Below are 22,524 nucleotides of genomic sequence, written 5' to 3'. Positions count from 1 at the left end.
ATTTAAAATCTATATCCAATTCTTAAATGCAAATTTACACCAACGTCAGATTCTTCAAAAATAGAATTGTACTCTTCTAAATATTCTATATAACCTATTCCGAATGCAAATTCATAATTAAAGTGTTGACCAAGACTACGCCTTAAGCCATAACTTGGTATTATAGAAATATCACTTATAAGATCAAGATTATCAATTTCAGAAAATAATAGTACGTCTGGATGATAATTAACACGTAGAGAAATAAAATTCCCAGTATTCCCATCAATACGTTTATTTTTTGAAATTCTGCGATTTAGATTATAATACCATCTTGGTTCAACAATTATTGAAATTCCTCCATAAAAACCAGACTGACTTGCTAAAACGCTGTCATTATAACCAAGTTCTACTCCCAATTCTGACCGTAACGCAATAGCATTTGATAAACGTGCTTCATTATGTGCCCAAAACCCTAATATACCAATTTGTAAACCATAAACAGACGTTTCTACACTAGCCTCTTGGGCTTTTGTTTTACTTAAAAAAACGATAAGACAAATAGCTAATAGATATTTTTTCATTTTTTAGTGATTAGTTTCCGGATGTTTTATCAATTATTATACCAACTTTTACTCCAAGTTAACTAGCATTTAATATTGATTCACTAGTTACTAGCCTGTTGCCCCATCATCATTAAATACTCCTTTAAAAACGGTTCTAAGTCGCCATCCATAACAGCATCAACATTTCCTGTTTCGTAAGATGTGCGTACATCTTTAACCAGTTTATAGGGATGCATTACATAATTACGGATTTGGCTTCCCCATTCAATTTTTAGTTTTCCAGCTTCAATATCTTCGCGTTGTGCCATTTGTTTTTGAAGTTCAATTTCGTACAATTGTGACTTCAACATTTGCAACGCTCTTGCCCGATTATCATGCTGTGAGCGTGTTTCAGAACATTGAATTTGAATTCCGGTTGGCTTATGTAACAACTGTACTTTGGTCTCTACTTTATTTACATTTTGTCCTCCAGCACCACTAGAACGAGCCGTTGTAATTTCAATATCCGCCGGATTAATTTCAATTTCTATAGAATCGTCAACCAAAGGATATACATAAACCGATGCAAAACTGGTATGACGCTTTGCATTACTATCAAAAGGTGAAATACGAACTAATCGATGAACGCCATTTTCGCCTTTGAGCCATCCAAATGCATAAGGACCTTCAATTTCTAATGTCACTGTCTTTATACCTGCAACATCTCCATCTTGCAGATTAAGTTCCTTTACTTTAAAGTTATTTTTTTCAGCATACATTAAATACATTCGCATTAACATACTTGCCCAATCGCAACTTTCGGTACCACCAGCACCGGCAGTAATTTGCAATACAGCGCTTAAGCTATCACCTTCATCAGAAAGCATATTTTTAAACTCCAGTTTTTCGATGGCAATTTCTGCTTTCTCAAAACGAGTTTCAACATTTTCCATGGTAGCTTCATCTTCCCTGAAAAACTCGTAGATCACCTCAAGGTCTTCATAAAGTGTATTAGCAGCTTCAAAATCATTAACCCAACTTTTCTTTTCCCGAAGTGATTTCATAACGGCTTCGGCTTTTTTTGAGTCATTCCAAAAATTGGGGTCAAACGTTTGCTCTTCTTCGTTCGCTATTTCGATGAGTTTAGCATCTAAGTCAAAGATACTGCCTAAGTGTATCTAGGCGGGAATTAAGATTTTTTATTTGGTCTGAAGTAATCATCAAATAGAATTTATGCAAATATAATAGTATGGGTTAAAGTGTTCTTATTTTTAATCAGAATTTTTAGAAATTCCGTAGTTTTATGTCGCTACAAAAAAACAACTATGAAGTATCTATTCAACCTCGCCATTTTACTCTTTTTTGGGTTCAATATTCAAGCTCAAATTCTAAATAAAAAAGACCTAAAGCATTACAACGGTTATTTTGACTTTTACTATGAAGAGTCCAAGGATAAGATCTATTTAAAAGTTGAAAAATTAAATGACGAGTTTTTGTACATCAATTCTTTAGCTTCCGGAATTGGCAGTAATGATATTGGTTTAGATAGAGGGCAGCTTGGGAATGAACGTGTGGTCTATTTTAAAAAGGCTGGGAATAAACTTTTACTTGTTCAACCTAATTTACGATACAGAGCAAATACAGATAATGAATTAGAGCGCAAAAGTATTGAGCAGGCTTTTGCTAAATCGGTGCTATTTGGGTTTAAAATTCTTGAGAAAAAAGATAAGTATTACGTTATTGATTTTACACCTTTTTTAATGCAAGACACTCATGGTGTAGCCAATAGATTAAAAGGTCAAAAAGAAGGTAGTTATAAGTTAGATGTATCTAAAAGTGCATTAGCATTAGATAGAACAAAAGCATTTCCTAAAAATGTAGAATTCGAAGCGTTATTGACATTTAAAGGGCAGCCTACAGGAAGAAATTTACGAACGGTGACACCAACAGCGTCTTTAGTTACTGTAATACAGCATCATTCGTTTATAGAATTACCAGATGATAATTACAAACCAAGAGCATTTGACACACGTAGTGGTGCAATTTCGATGAGCTATTTGGACTATGCGGCACCAATTCAGGAGAATATGAGAAAGCGTTTTGTAATTCGACATCGTTTAGAAAAGAAAAATCCGGATGCAGTAATCAGTGAAGCTAAAGAACCTATTATCTATTATTTAGATTCTGGAACGCCAGAGCCAGTACGTTCTGCATTATTAGATGGTGCAAGATGGTGGAATGAAGCCTATGAAGCTATTGGTTTTAAAAATGCCTTTCAAGTAAAAATGCTCCCTGAAAATGCTGATCCAATGGATTGCAGATACAATGTAATACAATGGGTGCATCGCAGTACGCGTGGTTGGAGTTATGGTGCAAGTGTTGTAGATCCAAGAACTGGAGAAATTATAAAAGGTCATGTGAGTTTAGGTAGTTTACGTATTCGTCAAGATTTTATGATTGCTCAAGCCTTAATGAATAAACCTTTTGCTGAACGCGATGATAATTACCAACCTATGCTTGAAATGGCATTAGCACGAATTAGACAATTGAGTGCTCATGAAGTTGGACATACTATTGGTTTTGCTCATAATTTTGCTGCCAGCACAAATAATAGAGCTTCAGTTATGGATTATCCACATCCTAAATTATCTCTTAAAAATGGTCAAGTAGATTTGAGTGATGCATATGATGTGGGAATTGGTGAATGGGACAAAGTAACTGTTGCTTACAGTTATTCAGAATTTGACAATAGTACTCGCGAAACAGAGGCTTTAAATAACATCTTAAAGAACGCTCAAGATGATGGCTTACGCTTTATCACAGACGCTGACGCTCGACCGACAGGTGGTGCTCATGCTTTAGCACATTTGTGGGATAATGGTAAAAGCGCAGCCAGCGAGTTAGATCATATTTTGAAAGTAAGAGAACAAGCTATTGCCAATTTCTCAAAAGACAATATCAAAAGCTACGAACCATATTCGGTTTTAGAAGATGTATTTGTGCCGTTATACTTTTTACATCGTTATCAAACAGAAGCTGCTGTAAAAGTTGTTGGCGGTTTGGATTATAATTATGCCGTAAAAGGTGATGAACAAGCTATAGTCAATCCAGTATCTGCTTCTGAACAAAAAGCAGCTTTAGACGCTATTTTGAAAACTCTTGATGCTGAATATTTAGCTATTCCAAAAGATAAGTTGTCTTTGTTTCCTCCGAGAGCATTTAGCTATAATAGAACTCGTGAGTCTTTCAAAGGAAAAACAGGAGTGGCTTTCGATCCTTTAAGTGCAGCAAATACTGCAAGCGACATGACATTGAGATTACTATTACATCCTGAGCGCGCTAACCGATTAGTATTGCAAAAAAGTTTAGATGATAAACAATTAGGATTAGAAGATTTATTAGATAGTGTTTTGGAGAATACAATTGAGAATTCTGAGCGTGATAGTTATTTCAATGAGATTCAACATCAAGTTAATGTTAATGTACTAAAATACCTCATGAACCTAGCTGCAAATAATAGAAGTTATTTTCAAGTAAAAGCAATGGCAAATAAAGCAATTAAGAAAATTGCCAAGATGGACGATTTAGATGATGTAGGATTACAATACATAATACTAATAAAAGAATTTTACGAACACCCAGATAAATTCAAGCTTGAAGCATCACCTAAGATTCCTGATGGATCGCCAATTGGTAGTGATCTGTGTAGTTACAACTCAACAAACTAATACTGTTTAACTTAAAAAATTCCCACTTCTGTCGGAAATAAATATGATTATAGATTTACGAAGCGATACCGTTACAAAACCAACCAAAGGCATGTTAGATGCTATGCTAACTGCTGATGTTGGTGATGATGTATATAAAGAAGACCCAAGTGTAAATAGACTAGAAGAACGACTGGCTGATATGTTTGGTATGGATGAAGCATTATTCTTCCCAACCGGCAGTATGGCAAATCAAGCAGCATTAAAACTACATACCAATCCAGGTGAACAAGTTATCTGTGATAAATATGCGCACATTTATAATTATGAAGGTGGAGGCGCATCGTTTAATAGTGGTATTTCATGCAAATTAATTGATGGTCATCGCGGAATGTTTACTACAGAACAGGCAAAAGCTTCTATTAATCCACCAGATTTTTATCATAGTCCGTTAACCTCATTAATAGCTGTTGAAAATACAACTAATAAAGGTGGTGGCGCATGTTGGGATTTTGAAGAACTTAAAAAACTAAGACAATTAGCAAATGATAATGGTTTAGGGTATCACTTAGACGGCGCACGTTTGTGGAATGCTTTGGTTGCTTCAGATCAAACACCTAAACACTATGGCGAATTGTTCGATACCATTTCTGTATGTTTAAGCAAAGGTTTAGGTTGCCCAATGGGTTCGGTGTTAATAGGTAAAAAAGAATTAATGCAGAATGCCATCCGAGTACGCAAAATTTTAGGTGGTGGTATGCGTCAAGTTGGTTTTGCAGCCGCTGCAGGTTTATTTGCATTGGATAATCATATAGAACGATTGGCTGAAGATCACAAAAAAGCTAAAGAAATAGGTGAGGTTTTAGTTAAAAATGAGGCTATAGAAAAAGTAGAACCCATTGAAACCAATATTATTATTTTTGAATTAAAGTCGCATATTGATGAGACTCAGTTTTTAGATGATTTATCAGAAAAAGGTATTAAAATTATAGGCATGGGCAGCAATAAACTGCGTATAGTGACCCATCTCGATTATACAAACGAGATGCATTATAAATTATTAGAAACGCTTACTTAATTGTAAGTATTGCTAATTACAACCCAGGAATATTAGGCATACCTTCTTTTGCAACCGCAGCTATTTCTGCTTCATTAACTGCTGTGGCACGTTCTATAGCTTTGTTAAGTGTAAGAATAAGGTAATCTTCCAACATTTCTTTGTCTGTTAGTAATTCCTCATCAACATCAATAGATTTAAGAGTTCTATTTGCGGTAATTGTCACTTTAAGTTTACCATCGGTACTGGCTTCATCAAGTAAAACTGAATGCAAACGTTCTTTGGTTTCCTCAACTTTTTTTTGGGCTTCTTTTAGTTTATTCATCATACCCATCATATCTCCAAACATATCTAGTACATTTAAATTTTATACGTGACAAAATTAGTAAATTGTGCCACTTTTTAAATTATAATTCAACAAAAGAATGCTAAAGACTTCAGATGTGAAACCGCCAGTGGCCAAGAAGATTCCAAAAGAATTAGAAAAGCATGGTGATATCCGTATTGATGATTATTTCTGGATGAATAACCGTGAAGATGAAGACGTAATAAGTTATCTAAAAGATGAAAACTCTTATTGTGATGCCATGATGGCACATACTAAAGAATTTCAGAAGGATTTGTTTGAAGAAATGAAAGCCAGAATTAAAGAAGACGATGAGTCTGTACCTTATAAATATAATGGCTATTGGTACATCACTAAGTTTGAAAAAGGGAAAAACTATCCCATCTATACACGTAAAAAAGATAGTTTAGAAGCTGAAGAAGAATTGCTTTTTGATTGTAATAAAATGGCTGAAGGCCATAGTTATTTTAAGCTTGTAGGAATTTCTATAAGTCCAGACAATACTAAAGTATCATATGGAATTGATATTACTGGAAGACGTAATTATACTATACATATTAAGAATCTTCAGACTGAAGAACTATGGGATGATAAGATAAAACAAACAACGGGATCATCGAGCTGGGCAAATGATAACGAAACACTATTCTATACTAAAAAGGATGAGCAAACGCTTAGGGCATTTCAAATATATAGGCATCGATTAGGAGTAGATTCTGATGACCTTGTATATGAAGAGGTTGATGATACTTTTGGGACAACAGTATATAAGTCAAAATCTCGTAAGTATATTATCATAGCGTGCTATAGTACGATGACTAACGAGTATCATGTGCTTAATGCAGATAAGCCTAATGAGGAATTCAAATTATTCAGTAAGCGTCAAAGAGGTTTAGAATATAGTATCTCTCATTATGAAGATCATTTTTATGTGTTAACCAATAAAGATGAGTCTACCAACTTTAAATTGATGAGAACTCACGAAAACAAAACGCGTATTGATTATTGGGAAGACTTAATACCACACCGAAAAGATACACTGGTTGAGAATGTAGATATTTTCAAGGATTTCATAGTGTTGAGTGAACGCACAAATGGCCTTAATTTAATTAGGATTAAACGCTGGGATAATACTGACGATTATTATTTGCCTTTCAATTCTGAAACGTATACAGCTTATACAACGACAAATATTGAGTTTGATACGGAGTTGCTCCGATATGGTTATAACTCAATGACAACACCAGCTTCAATTATTGAGTTTAATATGAATACAAAATCTAAGATCATTTTGAAAGAACAAGAGGTGTTAGATAGTTCATTTAACAAGGAAAACTACAGCGAAGAACGTTTATGGGCTACTGCCGATGATGGTACAAAAATTCCTATGTCTGTAATTTATAAAAAAGGAATGATTAAAAATGGTAAGAATCCTGTTTTGCAATACGCCTATGGTTCTTATGGTTCAACCGTTGATCCTTATTTTTCAACAATTAGATTAAGCCTTTTAAATAGAGGTTTTATTTACGTTATTAGTCATATACGTGGTGGAGAGTATTTAGGAAGAGGCTGGTATGAAGATGGAAAATTACTTGAAAAGAAGAATACCTTTACTGATTTTATAGCATGTTCTCAATATTTAATCGATGACTCATATACGTCACCAAAGCATCTTTATGCTATGGGTGGAAGTGCTGGTGGTTTATTGATGGGAGCAGTAATAAATATTAAACCTGAACTCTATAATGGAATTATTGCAGCAGTACCATTTGTTGATGTTATGACTACCATGTTAGATGACAGTATTCCACTTACAACAGGAGAATATGACGAATGGGGAAATCCAAATGATAAGGTATATTATGAGTATATGAAATCGTATTCACCATACGATAATGTCGAGCCTAAGACGTATCCGCATATGTTCGTAACTGCAGGTTTACATGATTCTCAAGTACAATATTGGGAACCGGCAAAATGGGTTGCTAAACTTCGAGAATTTAAAGTAGATTCAAACAAATTGTTTTTAAGAACTAACATGGATGCAGGACATGGCGGTGCTTCAGGCCGATTTGATTCCTTAAAAGAAGATGCCGAGGAATTTGCATTCTTACTAGATTTAGAAGGTATTAATAACTAAGTCAAAAAAATATTGTAGTTTTGCCCGGTTTTAGGTAACATTTAATATATTGTTATTGTAAATATCAAATATGACGAAGAGTAAACACGTTTACGATAATGTACTTCAACTTGTAGGAAGTACACCGCTTGTTAGACTAAACAGCGTCACTGAAGGATTTGAGGGTAATTTTTACGCTAAAGTAGAAGCTTTTAATCCTGGTCACTCATCTAAAGACAGAATTGCACTTCATATTATTGAAGAAGCAGAGCGTCAAGGCATTTTAAAACCTGGAGATACTATCATTGAAACAACTTCTGGTAATACTGGTTTTAGTATTGCAATGGTTAGTATTATCAAAGGTTATGAATGTATCCTTGCAGTAAGCTCTAAGTCTTCACCAGATAAGATTGATATGTTAAAATCAATGGGAGCAAAAGTTTATGTATGTCCTGCACATGTAAAAGCTGATGACCCAAGATCTTACTACGAAGTAGCAAAACGTTTGCATAATGAAATTAAAGGTTCGGTATATATCAACCAATATTTCAATAGCCTAAACACTGAAGCGCATTATAAAACTACTGGACCTGAAATTTGGGAACAAACTGAAGGTAAAATTACGCACTTAATTGCATGCAGTGGTACCGGTGGAACAATATCTGGTATTGCGAGATATTTGAAAGAGCAAAACCCTGATGTTAAAATTATCGGTGTAGATGCTTATGGTTCCGTGCTTAAAAAGTATCACGAAACCCGCGAGTTTGATACCAACGAAATTTACCCTTACAGAATTGAAGGCTTAGGTAAGAATCTTATTCCTACCGCTACAGATTTTGATACTATAGATAAGTTTGTAAAAGTGACAGACGAAGAGAGCGCGCATACAGCTAGAGAAATTTCATGCAAAGAAGGACTTTTTGTTGGTTACACAAGTGGAGCTGCTTTACAAGCTGTGAAGCAATTAGTTGACGAAAATGAGTTCGGTAAAGACGATAACATAGTTATTGTATTCCCTGATCATGGGTCTCGATACATGAGTAAGATTTACAATGATAAATGGATGGAAGATCAAGGCTTTTTTGATAGCCAAACTGAAATGCAAGCCACTATAGAATACGTTAAGTAAAAACTTAAATGATATAATTTAAAAACTCATCAAGATTTTGATGAGTTTTTTATGTTTAAAACTTGGTGAATAAAGGCAAAAATAAATTATGCTGTCATAATATTTTGACTTAATTTTGCCCGGTTAAGCTAAACTATTTTAACGATAAACTAAATCTCCTTAGATTTGGTGAAAAGCGCTGAAAACGATAAGATGAAGGATTTATTCGAAAAGATTTACAGAGACAAAGGACCTTTAGGAAAATGGGCTTCTCAAGCTGAAGGCTATTTTGTATTCCCTAAATTAGAAGGACAAATTTCTAACAGAATGATGTTTCAAGGAAAAGAAGTAATTACATGGAGTATTAATGATTACTTAGGTCTTGCAAATCATCCAGAAGTAAGAAAAGTAGATGCCGAAGCTGCTGCTCAATATGGTTCTGCCTACCCAATGGGCGCAAGAATGATGTCTGGGCACACAGATTTGCATGAGCAACTTCAAAATGAATTAGCTGAATTTGTAAGTAAAGAAGCTGCATACCTATTAAACTTCGGATATCAAGGTATTATGTCTACTATTGATGCTTTAGTAGGTAAAGATGATATTATTGTTTATGATGTTGATGCCCATGCATGTATTATTGATGGTGTTCGTTTACACATGGGTAAGCGTTTTACATACAAGCATAATGACGTTGAAAGTTTAGAAAAGAACTTAGAGCGTGCTACTAAAATGGCTGAGCAAACAGGCGGTGGCATATTAGTAATTTCTGAAGGTGTATTTGGAATGCGTGGTGAGCAAGGTCGTCTTAAAGAAATAGTGGAGCTTAAGAAGAAATTTAATTTTAGATTTTTAGTTGATGATGCTCATGGTTTTGGTACGCTTGGTGCTACTGGAGCTGGTGCAGGCGAGGAGCAAGGTGTACAAGATGAAATAGATGTGTATTTTGCGACTTTTGCTAAATCTATGGCTAGTACAGGGGCATTCATCGCTGCAGATAAAGAGATCATTGATTATTTAAAGTATAATCTTCGTTCGCAAATGTTTGCGAAATCTTTGCAAATGCAATTAACTCTTGGTGCATTGAAACGTTTAGAAATGCTTCGTACGATGCCCGAGTTAAAGCAAAATCTTTGGAAAATTGTTGATGCATTACAATCTGGATTAAAAGAACGTGGATTTGATATAGGGACAACTCAAAGTTGTGTAACTCCAGTATACCTTAAAGGAAGTATTCCTGAAGCAATGGCCTTAGTTAGAGACTTAAGGGAAAATCACGGAATCTTCTGTTCTATAGTGGTTTACCCTGTAATACCTAAAGGATTAATTCTACTAAGAATGATACCTACGGCAACGCATACATTAAAAGATGTTGAAGAAACTTTAGATGCATTTGACGCAATTAGAGACCGTCTTGATAATGGAACATATAAGCGTATGTCTGCAGCCTTAATGGCAGCAATGGGAGAATAGATTAAGTAAAGAACTTTATATATTAGAAATGCCCAATTTTAAAATTGGGCAATTTTTATGCTATAGGTTTACTCATCGTACAACGTCGCTTATGAACTTTTGGGTTAAAATGTTTCCATATTTTGTGTATAGCGTCGTTATCTGCCAGTTCAGGTCCTCGTATACATTGCTCAATATTTTTCTTTCCAAATTCCCTGTAAAACTCATGAAATATAATCGCAGTAACACCTTTATTTTGATACTCTGGTAAAATTCCAATAAGATAGAATGTTACTGATTTCGAATGCTTTTTTGCATGCATTATATGCCTAAAGCCAAATGGGAATAGCCTACCATTCATTTTTTGTAAAGCTTCAGCATAAGAAGGTGTTACAATGGCAAAGCCAATAAGTTTATCGTCTTTGTCTACAATGAACTTAACATATTCAGGATTTAAAAAGGGTAAAAATTTCTTTTTAAAATAGGCCTTTTGCTCCGGATTTATAGCGACAAAAGAAGATAGTTTTGCATGAGAAGTTTCAAAAACATCAAACATCTCATCTGCATAAGCCATAATTTCATCACTAGTTCTAAACTCTAAAGCTTTGAGCTTATATCTTCGCTTAATTAAATCTTGAATCTTAGTAAAAGTTTCGGGTTTAATATCGCTGTAAGCAAACTTACTTTCTACGTAAGCCTTAGATTCTTTCAATCCGTAGCTTTCATAATGGTTTAGATAATAAGGGTAATTATACCAGGTAATCATGGTACCAATATGGTCAAAACCTTCTGTCATAACACCAACCTTGTCCAAGTTTGAAAAGCCTACAGGGCCTTCAATAAACTCTAATTGATGTTCTATGCCAATATCTCGTACAGTATCTAAAAGTGCTTTACTAACCTCTTGATCATCGATAAAATCAAACCAACCAAATCGCATTTTCTTGATGGATTGATCTTTTACTTCTAGCCAATTTATTATAGCAGCAATACGACCTACAAGCTCTCCGTTTTTGTAAGCTAAAAAGAAGCGCGCATCTGCATCATTAAAGACTGGGTTAATAGTTTTATCAAAAGTTTTTAATTCTTCTCTAATAATTGGTGGCACCCAATATTTAGAATTCTTATAAAGTTTGAAGGGGAATTTGACGAAAGCCTTTAATTCTTTCTTTGAAATAGCTTCTTTAATTTCAATCATATAATTGTGTTATATATTGTCAGAATCAAAGTCTGTATCCTTTTTTCGTTTTTTTCTGGATTTTTTCTTTTTCGAAGTATCTACTTTATCATCAACAGTACCACCATTATCAATTTTCTTGTCTTTATGCCAATCCAATCGATAAGAAGCACCAAATGCAATATTGAAAACTGAAGGTGTATCCTTAGTATTAAAAGCTATATTGGCATCTAATTGAAAATCCTTTGACCACAAATAAGCACCACCAACTCTTAAGAGATTATCGGCATAAAAGTCTCCATCAATGCCTTGCACTTCTCCAAACAATACCCATTGATCAGAGAATGAATGTGTTAAGGTTAAAATATACTGAAACTCGGAATAATCGGTTCCAATTCTATCCATTAAAAAATTAGTCACAAATACCCAACCGCCAGCAAAGTTATTTTGTGTTGCAACCATAACTTTTGGGCTAAATCCGCCGTCTCTTGCGGCCGTAAACAACGGCGAATTAGGAACAAATGGATTATCTTCTGTATCAAAGTTAGCACCCACATAGACAGCCACTGCTGGAATTAATGATTTCCATTTAAAACGCCTATTAGCATGATAGCTATATAGGTTTGGCTTGTCCTCTTCAGCATTTTTGTATGGGTCATACACCAAATATTTAGCGCCAATAGTTAAATTTCTAAAGTTTGCTCTTTTACTGTCTAACGTACTTTTAAAAGTATCATTTTGATAAACACCTTCGATATTTACTTCTAACTGTTCCCAGAGCAGTCCATATCTTATTCCAAAATCAAGACCAAAGCCAGAAACTTCGTAGTTTAATGGCGTATGTTCTTCCTTAACAGAAAAACCACCTAACTCAAATTGTAATACATTTGTACCAACTGAAAATGCGGATTTCGACACGCCTGGTCTATTAGAATTTATGACATCTGTGTACTGTGCTATTACTGGTAATGAGGCTAGCAGAAATAGCAAAACGAATATGTTTTTAATAGTATTCATTGTAAATAGGTTATGTTCAAATATAGATATTTTATACTTTTTTTAAGGAATAATAACGTATTATAAATGATGTTAATTGTATTTTTGACCTAATGAGTTTCTTCTTATCAATTGTTGGCCTTGCCAGAACCTTACTTTGGATTGTTGCAATATATTTTATTGTAAAGATATTGTCACGTTTATTAGCACCATTTTTATTGCGATTTGCTGCTAAAAAAATGGAGCAACGTTTTGGTGGCCAATTCAATAATAGAAATCCGTATCAAAATACCAACCAAAAAGAAGGTGAGACGGTTATTGATAAAATGCCCTCTAATACTAACAACTCAAATAAAAACGTTGGCGAATATATCGATTACGAAGAAATTGATTAATTTTCAGCACATTTCATTTCATAACTTTCATGAATTTAAATCTAAAACGTGTCTTACCACACCTTCTAGTCCTAATTGGCTTTGTTGTTCTGTCTTTGGCTTATTTTAGTCCAGTTCTTCAAGGAAAAAAAATATTTCAAAGTGATATTATGCACTATAAAGGAATGGCGAAACAGCAGATCGATTTTGCCAAGGCTGAAGGTGAAGAAACGTATTGGACAAACAGTGCCTTTGGTGGTATGCCCACGTATCAACTCGGAGCAAAATATCCGCATAATTATATTAAAAAGTTAGATTTAACTATACGCTTTTTGCCAAGACCTGCAGATTACCTTTTTTTATATTTCATAGGGTTTTATATCTTATTGTTATGTCTTAAAGTAGATTTCAAACTAGCAGCTTTAGGAGCGCTTACATTTGGTTTTTCTACCTATCTCATTATTATTTTAGGTGTTGGTCATAATGCTAAAGCTCATGCTATCGCCTATATGCCATTGGTGTTATCGGGAATAATACTCACCTTCAGATCGTATTATATATGGGGGTTTTTATTGACTACGGTAGCACTCGGACTAGAAATTGTGGCGAACCATTACCAAATGACTTATTACCTATTATTATTGGTTTTGGTATTAGGTTTAGCATATTTAGTAGATGCATATCGCAAAAAGCAATTACCACACTTTTTAAAATCTGTTGGTATGTTGTCCATAGCAGCTGTATTAGCTGTCGGACTTAACGCTACCAACATTATGGCTACACAAGAGTATGTAAAAGAAAGTACTCGTGGACAGAGTGATTTGACAATTAATGCCGATGGCTCACCTAAAGAAGTTAAAGATGGTTTAGATCCTTCCTATATTACAGAGTACAGTTACGGTTTGGCCGAATCGTTTAATCTCTTCATTCCTAAATTTATGGGTGGTGGAAGTGGTGAAGATATTGGCAAAGATTCAGAAACGTATAAAGCTTATGTGGCTCTTGGAGCTTCGCCCATAGATGCCATAGAAGTCTCACGGAATGCCCCAATGTATTGGGGAGACCAAACTATTGTTGAAGCACCAGCCTATGTAGGTGCAGTTATTATTTTCTTATTTGTATTAGGCTTATTTTTAGTAAAAGGTCGGTTAAAATGGTGGCTAGTTGGAGGAACACTCTTGTCGTTGTTCCTTTCTTACGGAAAGAATTTTGGCTTTTTAACTGATTTCTTTATTGAATATGTTCCGCTTTATAACAAATTTCGTGCAGTAAGTTCTATTCAGGTTGTACTAGAATTGTGTATTCCGGTATTAGGAATTTTCGCATTGGTTAGACTGTTTAATGACTTTGAAAAGAGAGACGAAAAGTTAAAGGCATTGCTATATTCAGTTATTATAACTGCTGGATTGGCTATTTTCTTTTTGCTTTGCCATTCATTCTTATTCGATTTTATTACAGATAATGACAAAGGAATACCACAGCCATTGGTTGAAGCCTTAATTGCAGATAGAAAAGGACTTTTTGTTTCTGACACGATACGAACATTAGTTTTGGTTGTATTATCTGCTGGCGTGATTTATTACTTTTTGAAAGAAAAGCTATCTGAAACAATAGTGGTGTTATTATTTGCGGTTCTTATACTCTTTGACTTAGTGGTTATAGATAGAGCATATGTAAATACAGATAATTTTGTTTCTGCTCGTCAGGTAGATAAACCATATCAAGCTAATGGAGCAGATAAATTAATTCAATCAGACAAATCTCACTTTAGAGTATTTGATGTGTCGCGTGAAGGGCAAAGTAGACCAGCAAGAGCTGCTTATTTTCATAACTCGCTTAACGGTTATCATGCAGCTAAGTTGAATAGATATAATGCATTAATGGATTTTCATATTTATAAGAACAATACCGAAGTTCTTAATATGCTAAATACAAAGTATATCATTACTGAAGACCAATCGGGTAGACCAGTACCAACAACGCAGTATACAGAACCTAATGGAAACGCCTGGTTTGTATCTAAAATAAAAGTCGTAAAAACCGCTAATGAAGAAATTCTAGCTTTAGATAGTTTGAACACTAAAAACGACGCTATCATACTTAAATCAAACTTTCAAGAGTTTAATTTAAAACCAAAATATACAGTTGATAGTTTATCTACAATATCCCTGAAGACATTCAAACCTAACCATCTTGAGTACGAATCCAATAATAGTAATGAAGGCTTTGCAGTATTTTCTGAATTGTACTATTACAAGGGTTGGAATGCTTATATAGATGGTGAAGTTGTACCACATACAAGAGTTAATTATGCGCTTAGAGGTTTAGAAATACCTAAAGGAAAACATACAATCGAATTTAAATTTGAGCCAAAAGTTGTAGAAAACGGTAGTAAGATTGCTTTGGCTAGTTCTGCACTTTTAGGTATTTTACTATTACTAGGTGGATTTTACCAATTTAAGAAAACTAAGCCTGATGCCTAATGGCAACTCAAAAAGTTCTTATTGTGACTTATTATTGGCCACCAGCTGGTGGGCCCGGTGTACAACGTTGGCTTAAGTTTGTAAAATACCTCAATGATTTTGATATAGAGCCAATAGTATATTGTCCATCTAATCCTAATTATCCAATTACTGATAGTTCACTCATTAATGATGTGCCAAAAGATGTCACTATTATTAAACAACCCATAAGTGAGCCATATCAGTTTGCTAATCTGCTCTCAAAAAAGAAATCGAAAACCATTAGTTCGGGTGTAATTGCCGATACTAAAAATCAATCTTTTGTTGAGAGGTTTTTGCTATATATAAGAGGTAATTTTTTTATACCTGATGCCAGAAAAAATTGGATAAAACCTTCAGTAAGATTTTTATCAGCGTATGTAGTAAATAATGAAATTGATACCATCATTACTACAGGACCACCTCATAGTATGCATTTAATTGGCTTACAATTAAAACATAAACTAACTATTAATTGGATTGCAGATTTCAGAGATCCTTGGACAACAATTGGCTATCATAAATCACTAAAACTAACGGAGTCTTCTAAACGTAAACATTTGGCTTTAGAAAAAAGTGTGCTTCATTCTGCGGATATGATTATCGTTACAAGTTCAAATACTAAATCAGAATTCGAGGCTAAAACTGACACTTCAATTGAAGTTATTACCAATGGTTATGATGTTAATGAAGTACGTATAGATAAAAAGGATGACGAATTTACTATTGCCCATATAGGTTCTTTACTTTCTGAGCGAAATCCAACCATCTTATGGGAAGTACTTTCAGAACTCATTAATGAAAATCAAAATTTTGCGGATAAGTTTAAATTGAATTTAGTTGGAGTAGTTGGTGATAGTATAATAAAGGCTATAAAAGCTCATGGACTCGAAAACCATTGCAATCTTGTTGGTTATGTTAACCATGACGAAGCAATCGCTTTTCAAAAAAAATCGCAACTACTTTTATTGATAGAGATAGACTCTGAAGATACAAAAGCCATTATTCCAGGGAAATTGTTTGAGTATATGGTATCTAAAACACCAATATTGGCAATTGGTCCAAAGGATTCTGATATTGAAGGTATTATCAATACAACCAATACAGGAAGCTACCTTCTATATTCTGAAAAAGAAAAATTGAAAGCACAAATTTTAACTTATTTTGAGTCTTTTAAAACTGGAAACCAAGGAACAAAACCTGTTGGTTTAGAAAATTATAGCCGTAAAGCACTAACAGAATCTTTGGCGAATCTTATTAAAAGTTTCTCTCAACCGTAAAAGTTGTATTTTTAAAACCATGGGAATAGTCATTAGGCAAACCTTCAAAAATACAATTAGCACCTATATAGGATTTGGTATTGGTGCAATCAATACACTTTTCTTATACGTTAACTTTTTGTCTGATGAGTACTTCGGTTTGGTGGCTTTTATCTTATCTTCTGCCAATATAATGCTACCATTTATGGCATTTGGTGTTCAAAATGCTTTGATAAAATTCTATTCAAAATTTAAAACCAAGAATAGCCTCAATTCATTTTTAACTTTAATGTTACTGTTGCCATTGGTATTTATTATTCCAACAGGTATTATTGGTAGTATTTCTTATGATTTTATTGCAACTCTGCTATCAAAAAAGAACGCCTTAGTCTATGATTATGTATGGTATATCTATATCACGGCTATAGCTATGGCTTATTTCGAAATCTTTTTTTCATGGTCTAAGGTACATATGAAGACTGTTTTTGGAAATATGATGAGAGAAGTATTTCATAGAGCTTGTATCGCAATATTATTATGTGGTGTTTATTTCGAAATGATTAGTGTAGACACATTTATTTTATGCTTGGTAGGTGTATATGTGGTAAGAATGATTATTATGAAGCTATACGCATTCTATTTAAAATTTCCAGTGCTAAAATTCAATAGAGTAGAAGGTTTAGACGCTATATTAAAGTATAGTTTTCTTATCATAATAGCTGGGTCAATAGCAATGATTGTGCTTGATTTAGACAAATTTATGATTGCTCAATATCTTGAAATTGAAACTGTAGCCTATTATAGTGTAGCTGTTTTTATTGCTACTGTAATTTCTGTACCACAACGGGCAATGCATCAGATAATGATGCCGTTAACAGCTAAGTTTCTCAATGAGAATAATAAAGATGAATTACAATCACTTTATAAAAAAAGCTCTATTAATCTTTTAGTAATAAGTGGCCTCATATTCTTATTGATTGTTACCAACATCAATATGTTATATGAAGTTCTACCTCAACAATTTTCTGGAGGCTTGTTTGTTGTATTAATAATTGGCTTGGCTAAGTTGTACGACAATATTATGGGAAACAACAATGCTATTTTGTTCAATAGTGATTACTATAGAGTAATTTTATTTTTTGGAGTTTTGTTGGCAGTTTTAGCTATAGTCTTAAATATGATATTTATTCCTAAATATGGTATTAATGGATCTGCTTTGGCGACTTTTTTAGCTATCTGTTTCTATAATTCAATAAAGTTAATTTTTGTAAAACTTAAGTTGCAGATGTCACCGTTTACAATCAATACCCTTAAGTTATTTGTTATACTGGCGGTGTTTTCTTTTGCCTTCTATTCTTTTGAATTTTCATTTCACCCAATCATAAATATACTTCTAAAGTCAATACTTACAGTATTATTATACTTAGTAATAGTGTTTAAGCTTAATATATCTTCAGATATTTCAGACTTAATTAAGAAGTATATATAAAATGAGAACATCCTGCAATGTGCTTTGAGGCACACACTTACAGGATATTCTATCTAACCAACCAAAAAATTATTTATCCTCTTCTTCGAGAATTAGATCTTGTAGATCTTGATTTTGAACTTCTATTTGAGCCACTTCTTGCATTTGCGGAAGACGATTTTCTTGAGCTTCTACTAATGCTATTCTGTCTCTTAGGAGTAGTTCTCGTTGTTCTATTAACTGTAGAACGTTTTATAGTTTTATTACCTCTGTTTGTTGTTACAGTTCTTCTCTGAGTAGTAGTTCTCTTATTAGCTTGAGAACTTCTATTTGTTCTTGTGCTTACAGATGATCTATTTGTCCTAGAGTTAGAACGTGTAACCGTTTCATTTCTTTTAGAACGTGATTGTGTAATACTTCTTTCACGACTTCTATCTCTTGTAGGCGTATTTGCTCTATTTACCTGATTTCTGCGAGTACTGCTATTTCTAGTAACTTCGCCTCTGTTTCTTGCAACACTATTGCGCGTTCGGTCTGTACGACTTCGAGTTATAGTAGCATTACGTTCTTGTGCACGACGTCCTATATTGCGCTCACGAGCATTTCGTGGTGTTTGTGCATAACGTCTATCAAAGTTATTTGCAGAGCGTCTGCCGTATCTGTTATTACCTCTACGACCATTTATGTTTACAATTCTTGTGTTGTTAATATATGGTCTGTAGTATACATGTCTTACAGGGTTATAGAATTGTCTATACGGTCTAGTATTTACAATACATAAGTTAAACGCAGGAACTCTATAATATCTGTGCCATGGTCTAAAAACGTACGCTCTGTTATATACATTAATAAAACCTGTATAATGAGAGAATACATTTCCTCTCCAAAATACATTTAGTCCACCTATTCGCTGTATTCTACCAAATCCATTGTAGTTGATAAAGATGTTTCCGATTTGCGATACACGACCATAGTAATCATAGAATACTGGTGTGTTTTCAATCTGTATAACTGCACCAAAACTATCGTACTGCACAAATGGATTATAATCAAAACCAGTATTAAAACTAAAGCTCACATTTCTGTTGTTAAAGCCTAGATTTACATTTGGCCCAAATCCTCTAGCATAAAAATCGAATTGCCCATCCGGGAAAACTGCAAATTCAATTCCGTCTTCTACAAATATGAAAGAATTACCATAACCTCTCACAAATGTATTTAGTGAAGCTTCAGCTTCTAATGTTGAGTTGGTTGTTGCATAAGTAGTACCTCCAATAAGGAAAACACTTGCTAATAAAAATAGAATCCTTTTCATAATAATAGAGTTTTAAAGTTTATCTATTTTACTATTACCAAACAGCGTGCCAAAATCTAAAACACCCTGTTATTGCTAGTTTTCAAAACAAAAACCCGAGAAAGTATTTTTCTCGGGTTTTCTATTTTTAAAATTAATCTCTTGACCTTCTTTTTATTTTACCATTTTCTCTATAGTAATAAAAATCATCGTCATTATTATTCCAGTCATCATCATCCCATTGGTCATTGTTCCAGTTATTATTAATGCCGTTGCCAAAATCTAAACCGCAATATGGATTACTAAAATTTACTTGACCAGTATAGCCTATAATACGACCTCGTCTGTTGTATAGTAATCGTAAGTTTCCTACGCGTTGTAATAAACCATGTCTATACCGCATATAAACAGTACCAACTCGTTTTACTCTTCCTTGCCTGTCGTAGTTAATAAATACATTTCCTATTCGTCGCACTCGGCCCAAATAATCATGTGTAACTCGCACACCTCTGGAGCCAAAATGTCTATATTGAGTTCCAGGTGCACCGAATGATCTATTTGGACCACCACGGCGGTTTCTTTGGTAAAAATTGCCTCTTCGTGGTGAATTACTGAAAACATCAGTATTAAAATCAAAACTTCCATCAGTAAAGATTAGAAATTCTACACCACGTTCTACAAACATAATAGGTTGTGTATAACGATAGCGTGATGTAAGATCTAAATCTTTAACTTTTTTTGCAGAATTATGCTCTGCTGCTGTTACAGATGTTAATCCTATTAACATCGCTGTAAAAAGTAAAATCATTTTTTTCATAATTTTTAAATTTAGATGATGCCTACTCGTGTTTAGCTTTTCGGCTTACGCTATTTTCTTATTCCAAACCAATTAATGTGCCAAAGAAAACTATCAGTTTTAAATTGCTGAATATGAAGACTTGATTTAATGGATATTTTGTAATTTTAAAACGCTTACTAACCAACCATGAGTCAAATTAATTGTCAAAATTGTGATCAGCCTTTTGATGAAGGCTTTAAGTTTTGTCCACATTGTGGACAAAAGACTAACGAAGAACTTACCATTGGTGTTCTGTTTTATAATACCATAAGTAACTACTTCTCTTTTGATGCTAGATTTCTAAAGAGCTTCTTACCATTAATGTTTAGGCCAGGTTATTTGGCAAAGCGATTTTTACAAGGAAAGCGATTAATGTATTTGCATCCTGCTCAGATGTATCTGTTTGTCTCAGTTATATTTTTCTTTTTATTCTCTTTTGTAGTCGCCGATTGGAAAAAAGAGGCAGATGCAATAAATAAAAAAATTGTGTCCTCAAATAATGTAGAACTGATTCCAGAGGACACAAAAAAGGAGTTTGACTCTATACAAAAAGCACAAGTATTAAACTCATTAAAGGAGAATCAGAAGTTACTTGGCATGAGCGATGAAGAATTAAAAGCAACGGATTCAATTATAAATTCTGGAGATAGTCAAAACCTTAAAACAAGCTGGGATTTTGATAAAAAGAAAGTAGACTCTCTTATTGCCATAGGAGCAGATGATAGTGTTATATATAAGGAAATGGGCATGTCTGATGACCCTGGTTTTTTTGAAAAGCGATTGTTTTCGGGTATGCTTAACATTGTTAAAGGTACTGGAGCTGGTTCAATTATTCAGAGAGCAGTAGATGCTGTTCCAATTGCAATGTTTATTTTACTACCGTTATTTGCTCTGCTCTTAAAGATTTTTTATTTCAGACGTGGACGCTATTCACATCACCTTGTGTTTAGCTTTTATTTCTTTTCATTCTTATTCACAGTTTTTGCTTTACTGTTAGTTACCGACTTATTTTTATTTCCTATTCCCGGCTGGATTAGTTGGCTTATCGTACTATCAACATTCTTTTATTTTTATGTAGCGTTACTAAATTTTTACAATAGAAATTGGTTTACCACATTTTTAAAATGTTGCGTAATCACATTTGTTTTTATGCTAATGGTGATACCAACAACAGGAACATTGTTGTTGATTTTTGGTGTCATGAATTCTTAATTACAAACTATTGTAATACCTAAAAGCCTCAAGAATTATTTCGTTAGGCACTTCGCAATCTATTATAGCTTTGCCAATAGCCTCTAGAAGTACAAATTTAATAACGCCATGACTATTCTTCTTATCGTGCTTCATTAGATCAATAATCTTGGCATAATCATTATCAGCAAAACGTACTTTAGCAAAAGTCTTAGAAATTCCTTTTGAAATTTCATCTAATGCTTCTTCCGATAAACTAGATATTTTTGTAGATATATAGGATTCTAAAATCATACCAACTGCAATAGCCTCACCATGTAAAAGCGGAATTTCATGATCGAGAAAATAGCTCTCGATGGCGTGTCCTAAGGTATGCCCAAAGTTTAAAGTTTTACGTAAGCCTTGCTCAGTTGGGTCTTTAGTTACCACGCCATTTTTTATAATAACAGAATCATAGATTAATTGATCTAGATCTGATATATCTAAATTTTCTAGATGTGTTAATTTGTGCCAATAGTCTGCATCTGTAATTAAACCATGCTTTAGCATTTCAGCAAATCCAGAAATCATATGGTTTTGTGGAAGTGTTCCTAGAAATGACACATCAACCAAGACAAGGTCACTTTCACTTATAACTCCAATCTGATTTTTTAAATGTCCTAAGTCAACGCCAGTTTTACCACCTACAGAAGCATCTACCATTGCCAAAAGTGAAGTAGGAACGTTGATATACTTAATACCACGCATGTAGGTGCAGGCGACAAAACCGCCTAAATCTGTAACAACGCCACCACCAAGATTTATTAATAAGCTCTTACGGTCCGCGTGATATTGTGACATTGCTTCCCAAACACCAGTACAGATATCAATAGTTTTATGGTCTTCACCGTCAGGCATTTCCATAATTTCTACTTCAATAGTACTAGAGTTAAGTTTGGACATAAAATGTGGCAGGCAAGCATCATGTGTGTTGGTATCAACAAGAATAAAAATCTTTGATGGATTTTCATTTTTTATATAATGATTAAGTGCTTTATAAGCATCATCATTGAATACTACCGTTGCATTTTTGGTTTTTATTGCCTGCATTTTAGGTATAAAATTAGAGAGTGT

18 protein-coding genes are annotated in these 22,524 nt (G+C 33.9%); 10 read left to right on the top strand and 8 right to left on the bottom strand.

What is annotated here, in order from left to right; translation table 11 throughout:
• Positions 1 to 2: 2 nt before the first annotated feature.
• Together ED556_RS08525 and prfB are read right to left on the bottom strand one after the other, a co-directional pair.
• Positions 3 to 563: a hypothetical protein gene (locus ED556_RS08525; protein ID WP_296322173.1), complete on the bottom strand. Its 561-nt coding sequence runs from the start codon at positions 561 to 563 to the stop codon at positions 3 to 5.
• Positions 564 to 646: 83 nt separating this feature from the next.
• A protein-coding gene (prfB, locus tag ED556_RS08520) for a peptide chain release factor 2 (protein ID WP_296322171.1) occupies positions 647 to 1,745 on the bottom strand; the annotation gives its coding sequence in 2 pieces (ribosomal slippage) (positions 647 to 1,681 and positions 1,683 to 1,745; 1,098 coding nt in all).
• A 104-nt stretch (positions 1,746 to 1,849) separates the two neighbouring features.
• On the opposite strand from prfB, the gene ED556_RS08515 reads away from it, so the two are divergent.
• Together ED556_RS08515 and ED556_RS08510 are read left to right on the top strand one after the other, a co-directional pair.
• A complete protein-coding gene (locus ED556_RS08515; protein ID WP_296322169.1) occupies positions 1,850 to 4,252 on the top strand; it encodes a zinc-dependent metalloprotease in 2,403 nt (800 codons plus the stop codon).
• Positions 4,253 to 4,295: 43 nt separating this feature from the next.
• Positions 4,296 to 5,309 (top strand): GntG family PLP-dependent aldolase, encoded by a 1,014-nt coding sequence (locus ED556_RS08510; protein WP_296322167.1) that lies wholly within the window; start codon positions 4,296 to 4,298, stop codon positions 5,307 to 5,309.
• Between the two features lie 16 nt (positions 5,310 to 5,325).
• On the opposite strand, the gene ED556_RS08505 is transcribed toward ED556_RS08510, so the two are convergent.
• Positions 5,326 to 5,637, bottom strand: coding sequence for a YbaB/EbfC family nucleoid-associated protein (locus ED556_RS08505; RefSeq protein ID WP_296322165.1), 312 nt, complete (start codon positions 5,635 to 5,637; stop codon positions 5,326 to 5,328).
• A gap of 76 nt (positions 5,638 to 5,713) precedes the next feature.
• On the opposite strand from ED556_RS08505, the gene ED556_RS08500 reads away from it, so the two are divergent.
• The 3 genes from ED556_RS08500 (at position 5,714) to ED556_RS08490 (ending at position 10,334) form a co-directional block, all read left to right on the top strand.
• Entirely contained in the window at positions 5,714 to 7,774 is a 2,061-nt protein-coding gene (locus tag ED556_RS08500; RefSeq protein ID WP_296322163.1) for a S9 family peptidase, read from the top strand.
• Positions 7,775 to 7,844: 70 nt separating this feature from the next.
• A complete protein-coding gene (locus ED556_RS08495; protein WP_296322160.1) occupies positions 7,845 to 8,882 on the top strand; it encodes a cysteine synthase family protein in 1,038 nt (345 codons plus the stop codon).
• 192 nt (positions 8,883 to 9,074) lie between these two features.
• On the top strand, positions 9,075 to 10,334 hold the full coding sequence (locus ED556_RS08490) for an aminotransferase class I/II-fold pyridoxal phosphate-dependent enzyme (protein ID WP_296322157.1): 1,260 nt from the start codon (positions 9,075 to 9,077) through the stop codon (positions 10,332 to 10,334).
• 55 nt (positions 10,335 to 10,389) lie between these two features.
• Here ED556_RS08490 and ED556_RS08485 read toward each other — a convergent pair whose 3' ends face one another.
• A complete protein-coding gene (locus ED556_RS08485; RefSeq protein WP_296322154.1) occupies positions 10,390 to 11,511 on the bottom strand; it encodes a GTP cyclohydrolase in 1,122 nt (373 codons plus the stop codon).
• Positions 11,512 to 11,520: 9 nt separating this feature from the next.
• Positions 11,521 to 12,507 carry a transporter gene (locus ED556_RS08480; RefSeq protein WP_296322152.1) on the bottom strand — a complete coding sequence of 329 codons (987 nt, stop codon included), beginning with the start codon at positions 12,505 to 12,507 and terminating at the stop codon, positions 11,521 to 11,523.
• 92 nt (positions 12,508 to 12,599) lie between these two features.
• Here ED556_RS08480 and ED556_RS08475 point away from each other — a divergent pair, with 92 nt between their 5' ends.
• From ED556_RS08475 to ED556_RS08460, 4 genes are read left to right on the top strand one after another with little or no spacing between them, the layout of a single operon-like run.
• Positions 12,600 to 12,881 carry a DUF4834 family protein gene (locus tag ED556_RS08475; RefSeq protein WP_296322149.1) on the top strand — a complete coding sequence of 94 codons (282 nt, stop codon included), beginning with the start codon at positions 12,600 to 12,602 and terminating at the stop codon, positions 12,879 to 12,881.
• A 29-nt stretch (positions 12,882 to 12,910) separates the two neighbouring features.
• Positions 12,911 to 15,343 (top strand): YfhO family protein, encoded by a 2,433-nt coding sequence (locus ED556_RS08470; protein WP_296322145.1) that lies wholly within the window; start codon positions 12,911 to 12,913, stop codon positions 15,341 to 15,343.
• Positions 15,343 to 16,641: a glycosyltransferase family 4 protein gene (locus ED556_RS08465; protein WP_296322142.1), complete on the top strand. Its 1,299-nt coding sequence runs from the start codon at positions 15,343 to 15,345 to the stop codon at positions 16,639 to 16,641. Before ED556_RS08470 ends, ED556_RS08465 begins: the two co-directional genes overlap by 1 nt.
• Positions 16,642 to 16,660: 19 nt before the next feature.
• Positions 16,661 to 18,109 (top strand): polysaccharide biosynthesis C-terminal domain-containing protein, encoded by a 1,449-nt coding sequence (locus tag ED556_RS08460; protein ID WP_296322140.1) that lies wholly within the window; start codon positions 16,661 to 16,663, stop codon positions 18,107 to 18,109.
• 73 nt (positions 18,110 to 18,182) lie between these two features.
• Here ED556_RS08460 and ED556_RS08455 read toward each other — a convergent pair whose 3' ends face one another.
• Positions 18,183 to 19,403: a hypothetical protein gene (locus ED556_RS08455; protein ID WP_296322136.1), complete on the bottom strand. Its 1,221-nt coding sequence runs from the start codon at positions 19,401 to 19,403 to the stop codon at positions 18,183 to 18,185.
• Between the two features lie 133 nt (positions 19,404 to 19,536).
• Positions 19,537 to 20,199 carry a hypothetical protein gene (locus ED556_RS08450; RefSeq protein WP_296322134.1) on the bottom strand — a complete coding sequence of 221 codons (663 nt, stop codon included), beginning with the start codon at positions 20,197 to 20,199 and terminating at the stop codon, positions 19,537 to 19,539.
• A gap of 168 nt (positions 20,200 to 20,367) precedes the next feature.
• On the opposite strand from ED556_RS08450, the gene ED556_RS08445 reads away from it, so the two are divergent.
• Positions 20,368 to 21,432: a DUF3667 domain-containing protein gene (locus ED556_RS08445; protein WP_296322131.1), complete on the top strand. Its 1,065-nt coding sequence runs from the start codon at positions 20,368 to 20,370 to the stop codon at positions 21,430 to 21,432.
• Here ED556_RS08445 and aroB read toward each other — a convergent pair whose 3' ends face one another.
• On the bottom strand, positions 21,433 to 22,500 hold the full coding sequence (gene aroB, locus ED556_RS08440; RefSeq protein ID WP_296322128.1) for a 3-dehydroquinate synthase: 1,068 nt from the start codon (positions 22,498 to 22,500) through the stop codon (positions 21,433 to 21,435).
• Between the last annotated feature and the right edge of the window lie 24 nt (positions 22,501 to 22,524).

The organism is Winogradskyella sp. (genome assembly GCF_003712105.1).
In the GTDB taxonomy this organism is placed as follows: domain Bacteria; phylum Bacteroidota; class Bacteroidia; order Flavobacteriales; family Flavobacteriaceae; genus Winogradskyella.
This window is presented reverse-complemented; position numbering and strand designations above follow the sequence as displayed.

Coding starts and splice junctions, on each gene's coding strand:
- ED556_RS08495 (WP_296322160.1), top strand. CDS start 7,845: ATGACGAAGAGTAAACACGTTTACGATAATGTACTTCAACTTGTAGGA.
- ED556_RS08490 (WP_296322157.1), top strand. CDS start 9,075: ATGAAGGATTTATTCGAAAAGATTTACAGAGACAAAGGACCTTTAGGA.
- ED556_RS08510 (WP_296322167.1), top strand. CDS start 4,296: ATGATTATAGATTTACGAAGCGATACCGTTACAAAACCAACCAAAGGC.
- ED556_RS08500 (WP_296322163.1), top strand. CDS start 5,714: ATGCTAAAGACTTCAGATGTGAAACCGCCAGTGGCCAAGAAGATTCCA.
- ED556_RS08455 (WP_296322136.1), bottom strand. CDS start 19,403: ATGAAAAGGATTCTATTTTTATTAGCAAGTGTTTTCCTTATTGGAGGT.
- ED556_RS08480 (WP_296322152.1), bottom strand. CDS start 12,507: ATGAATACTATTAAAAACATATTCGTTTTGCTATTTCTGCTAGCCTCA.
- ED556_RS08470 (WP_296322145.1), top strand. CDS start 12,911: ATGAATTTAAATCTAAAACGTGTCTTACCACACCTTCTAGTCCTAATT.
- ED556_RS08465 (WP_296322142.1), top strand. CDS start 15,343: ATGGCAACTCAAAAAGTTCTTATTGTGACTTATTATTGGCCACCAGCT.
- aroB (WP_296322128.1), bottom strand. CDS start 22,500: ATGCAGGCAATAAAAACCAAAAATGCAACGGTAGTATTCAATGATGAT.
- ED556_RS08450 (WP_296322134.1), bottom strand. CDS start 20,199: ATGAAAAAAATGATTTTACTTTTTACAGCGATGTTAATAGGATTAACA.
- ED556_RS08515 (WP_296322169.1), top strand. CDS start 1,850: ATGAAGTATCTATTCAACCTCGCCATTTTACTCTTTTTTGGGTTCAAT.
- ED556_RS08485 (WP_296322154.1), bottom strand. CDS start 11,511: ATGATTGAAATTAAAGAAGCTATTTCAAAGAAAGAATTAAAGGCTTTC.
- ED556_RS08525 (WP_296322173.1), bottom strand. CDS start 563: ATGAAAAAATATCTATTAGCTATTTGTCTTATCGTTTTTTTAAGTAAA.
- ED556_RS08460 (WP_296322140.1), top strand. CDS start 16,661: ATGGGAATAGTCATTAGGCAAACCTTCAAAAATACAATTAGCACCTAT.
- ED556_RS08505 (WP_296322165.1), bottom strand. CDS start 5,637: ATGTTTGGAGATATGATGGGTATGATGAATAAACTAAAAGAAGCCCAA.
- ED556_RS08445 (WP_296322131.1), top strand. CDS start 20,368: ATGAGTCAAATTAATTGTCAAAATTGTGATCAGCCTTTTGATGAAGGC.
- ED556_RS08475 (WP_296322149.1), top strand. CDS start 12,600: ATGAGTTTCTTCTTATCAATTGTTGGCCTTGCCAGAACCTTACTTTGG.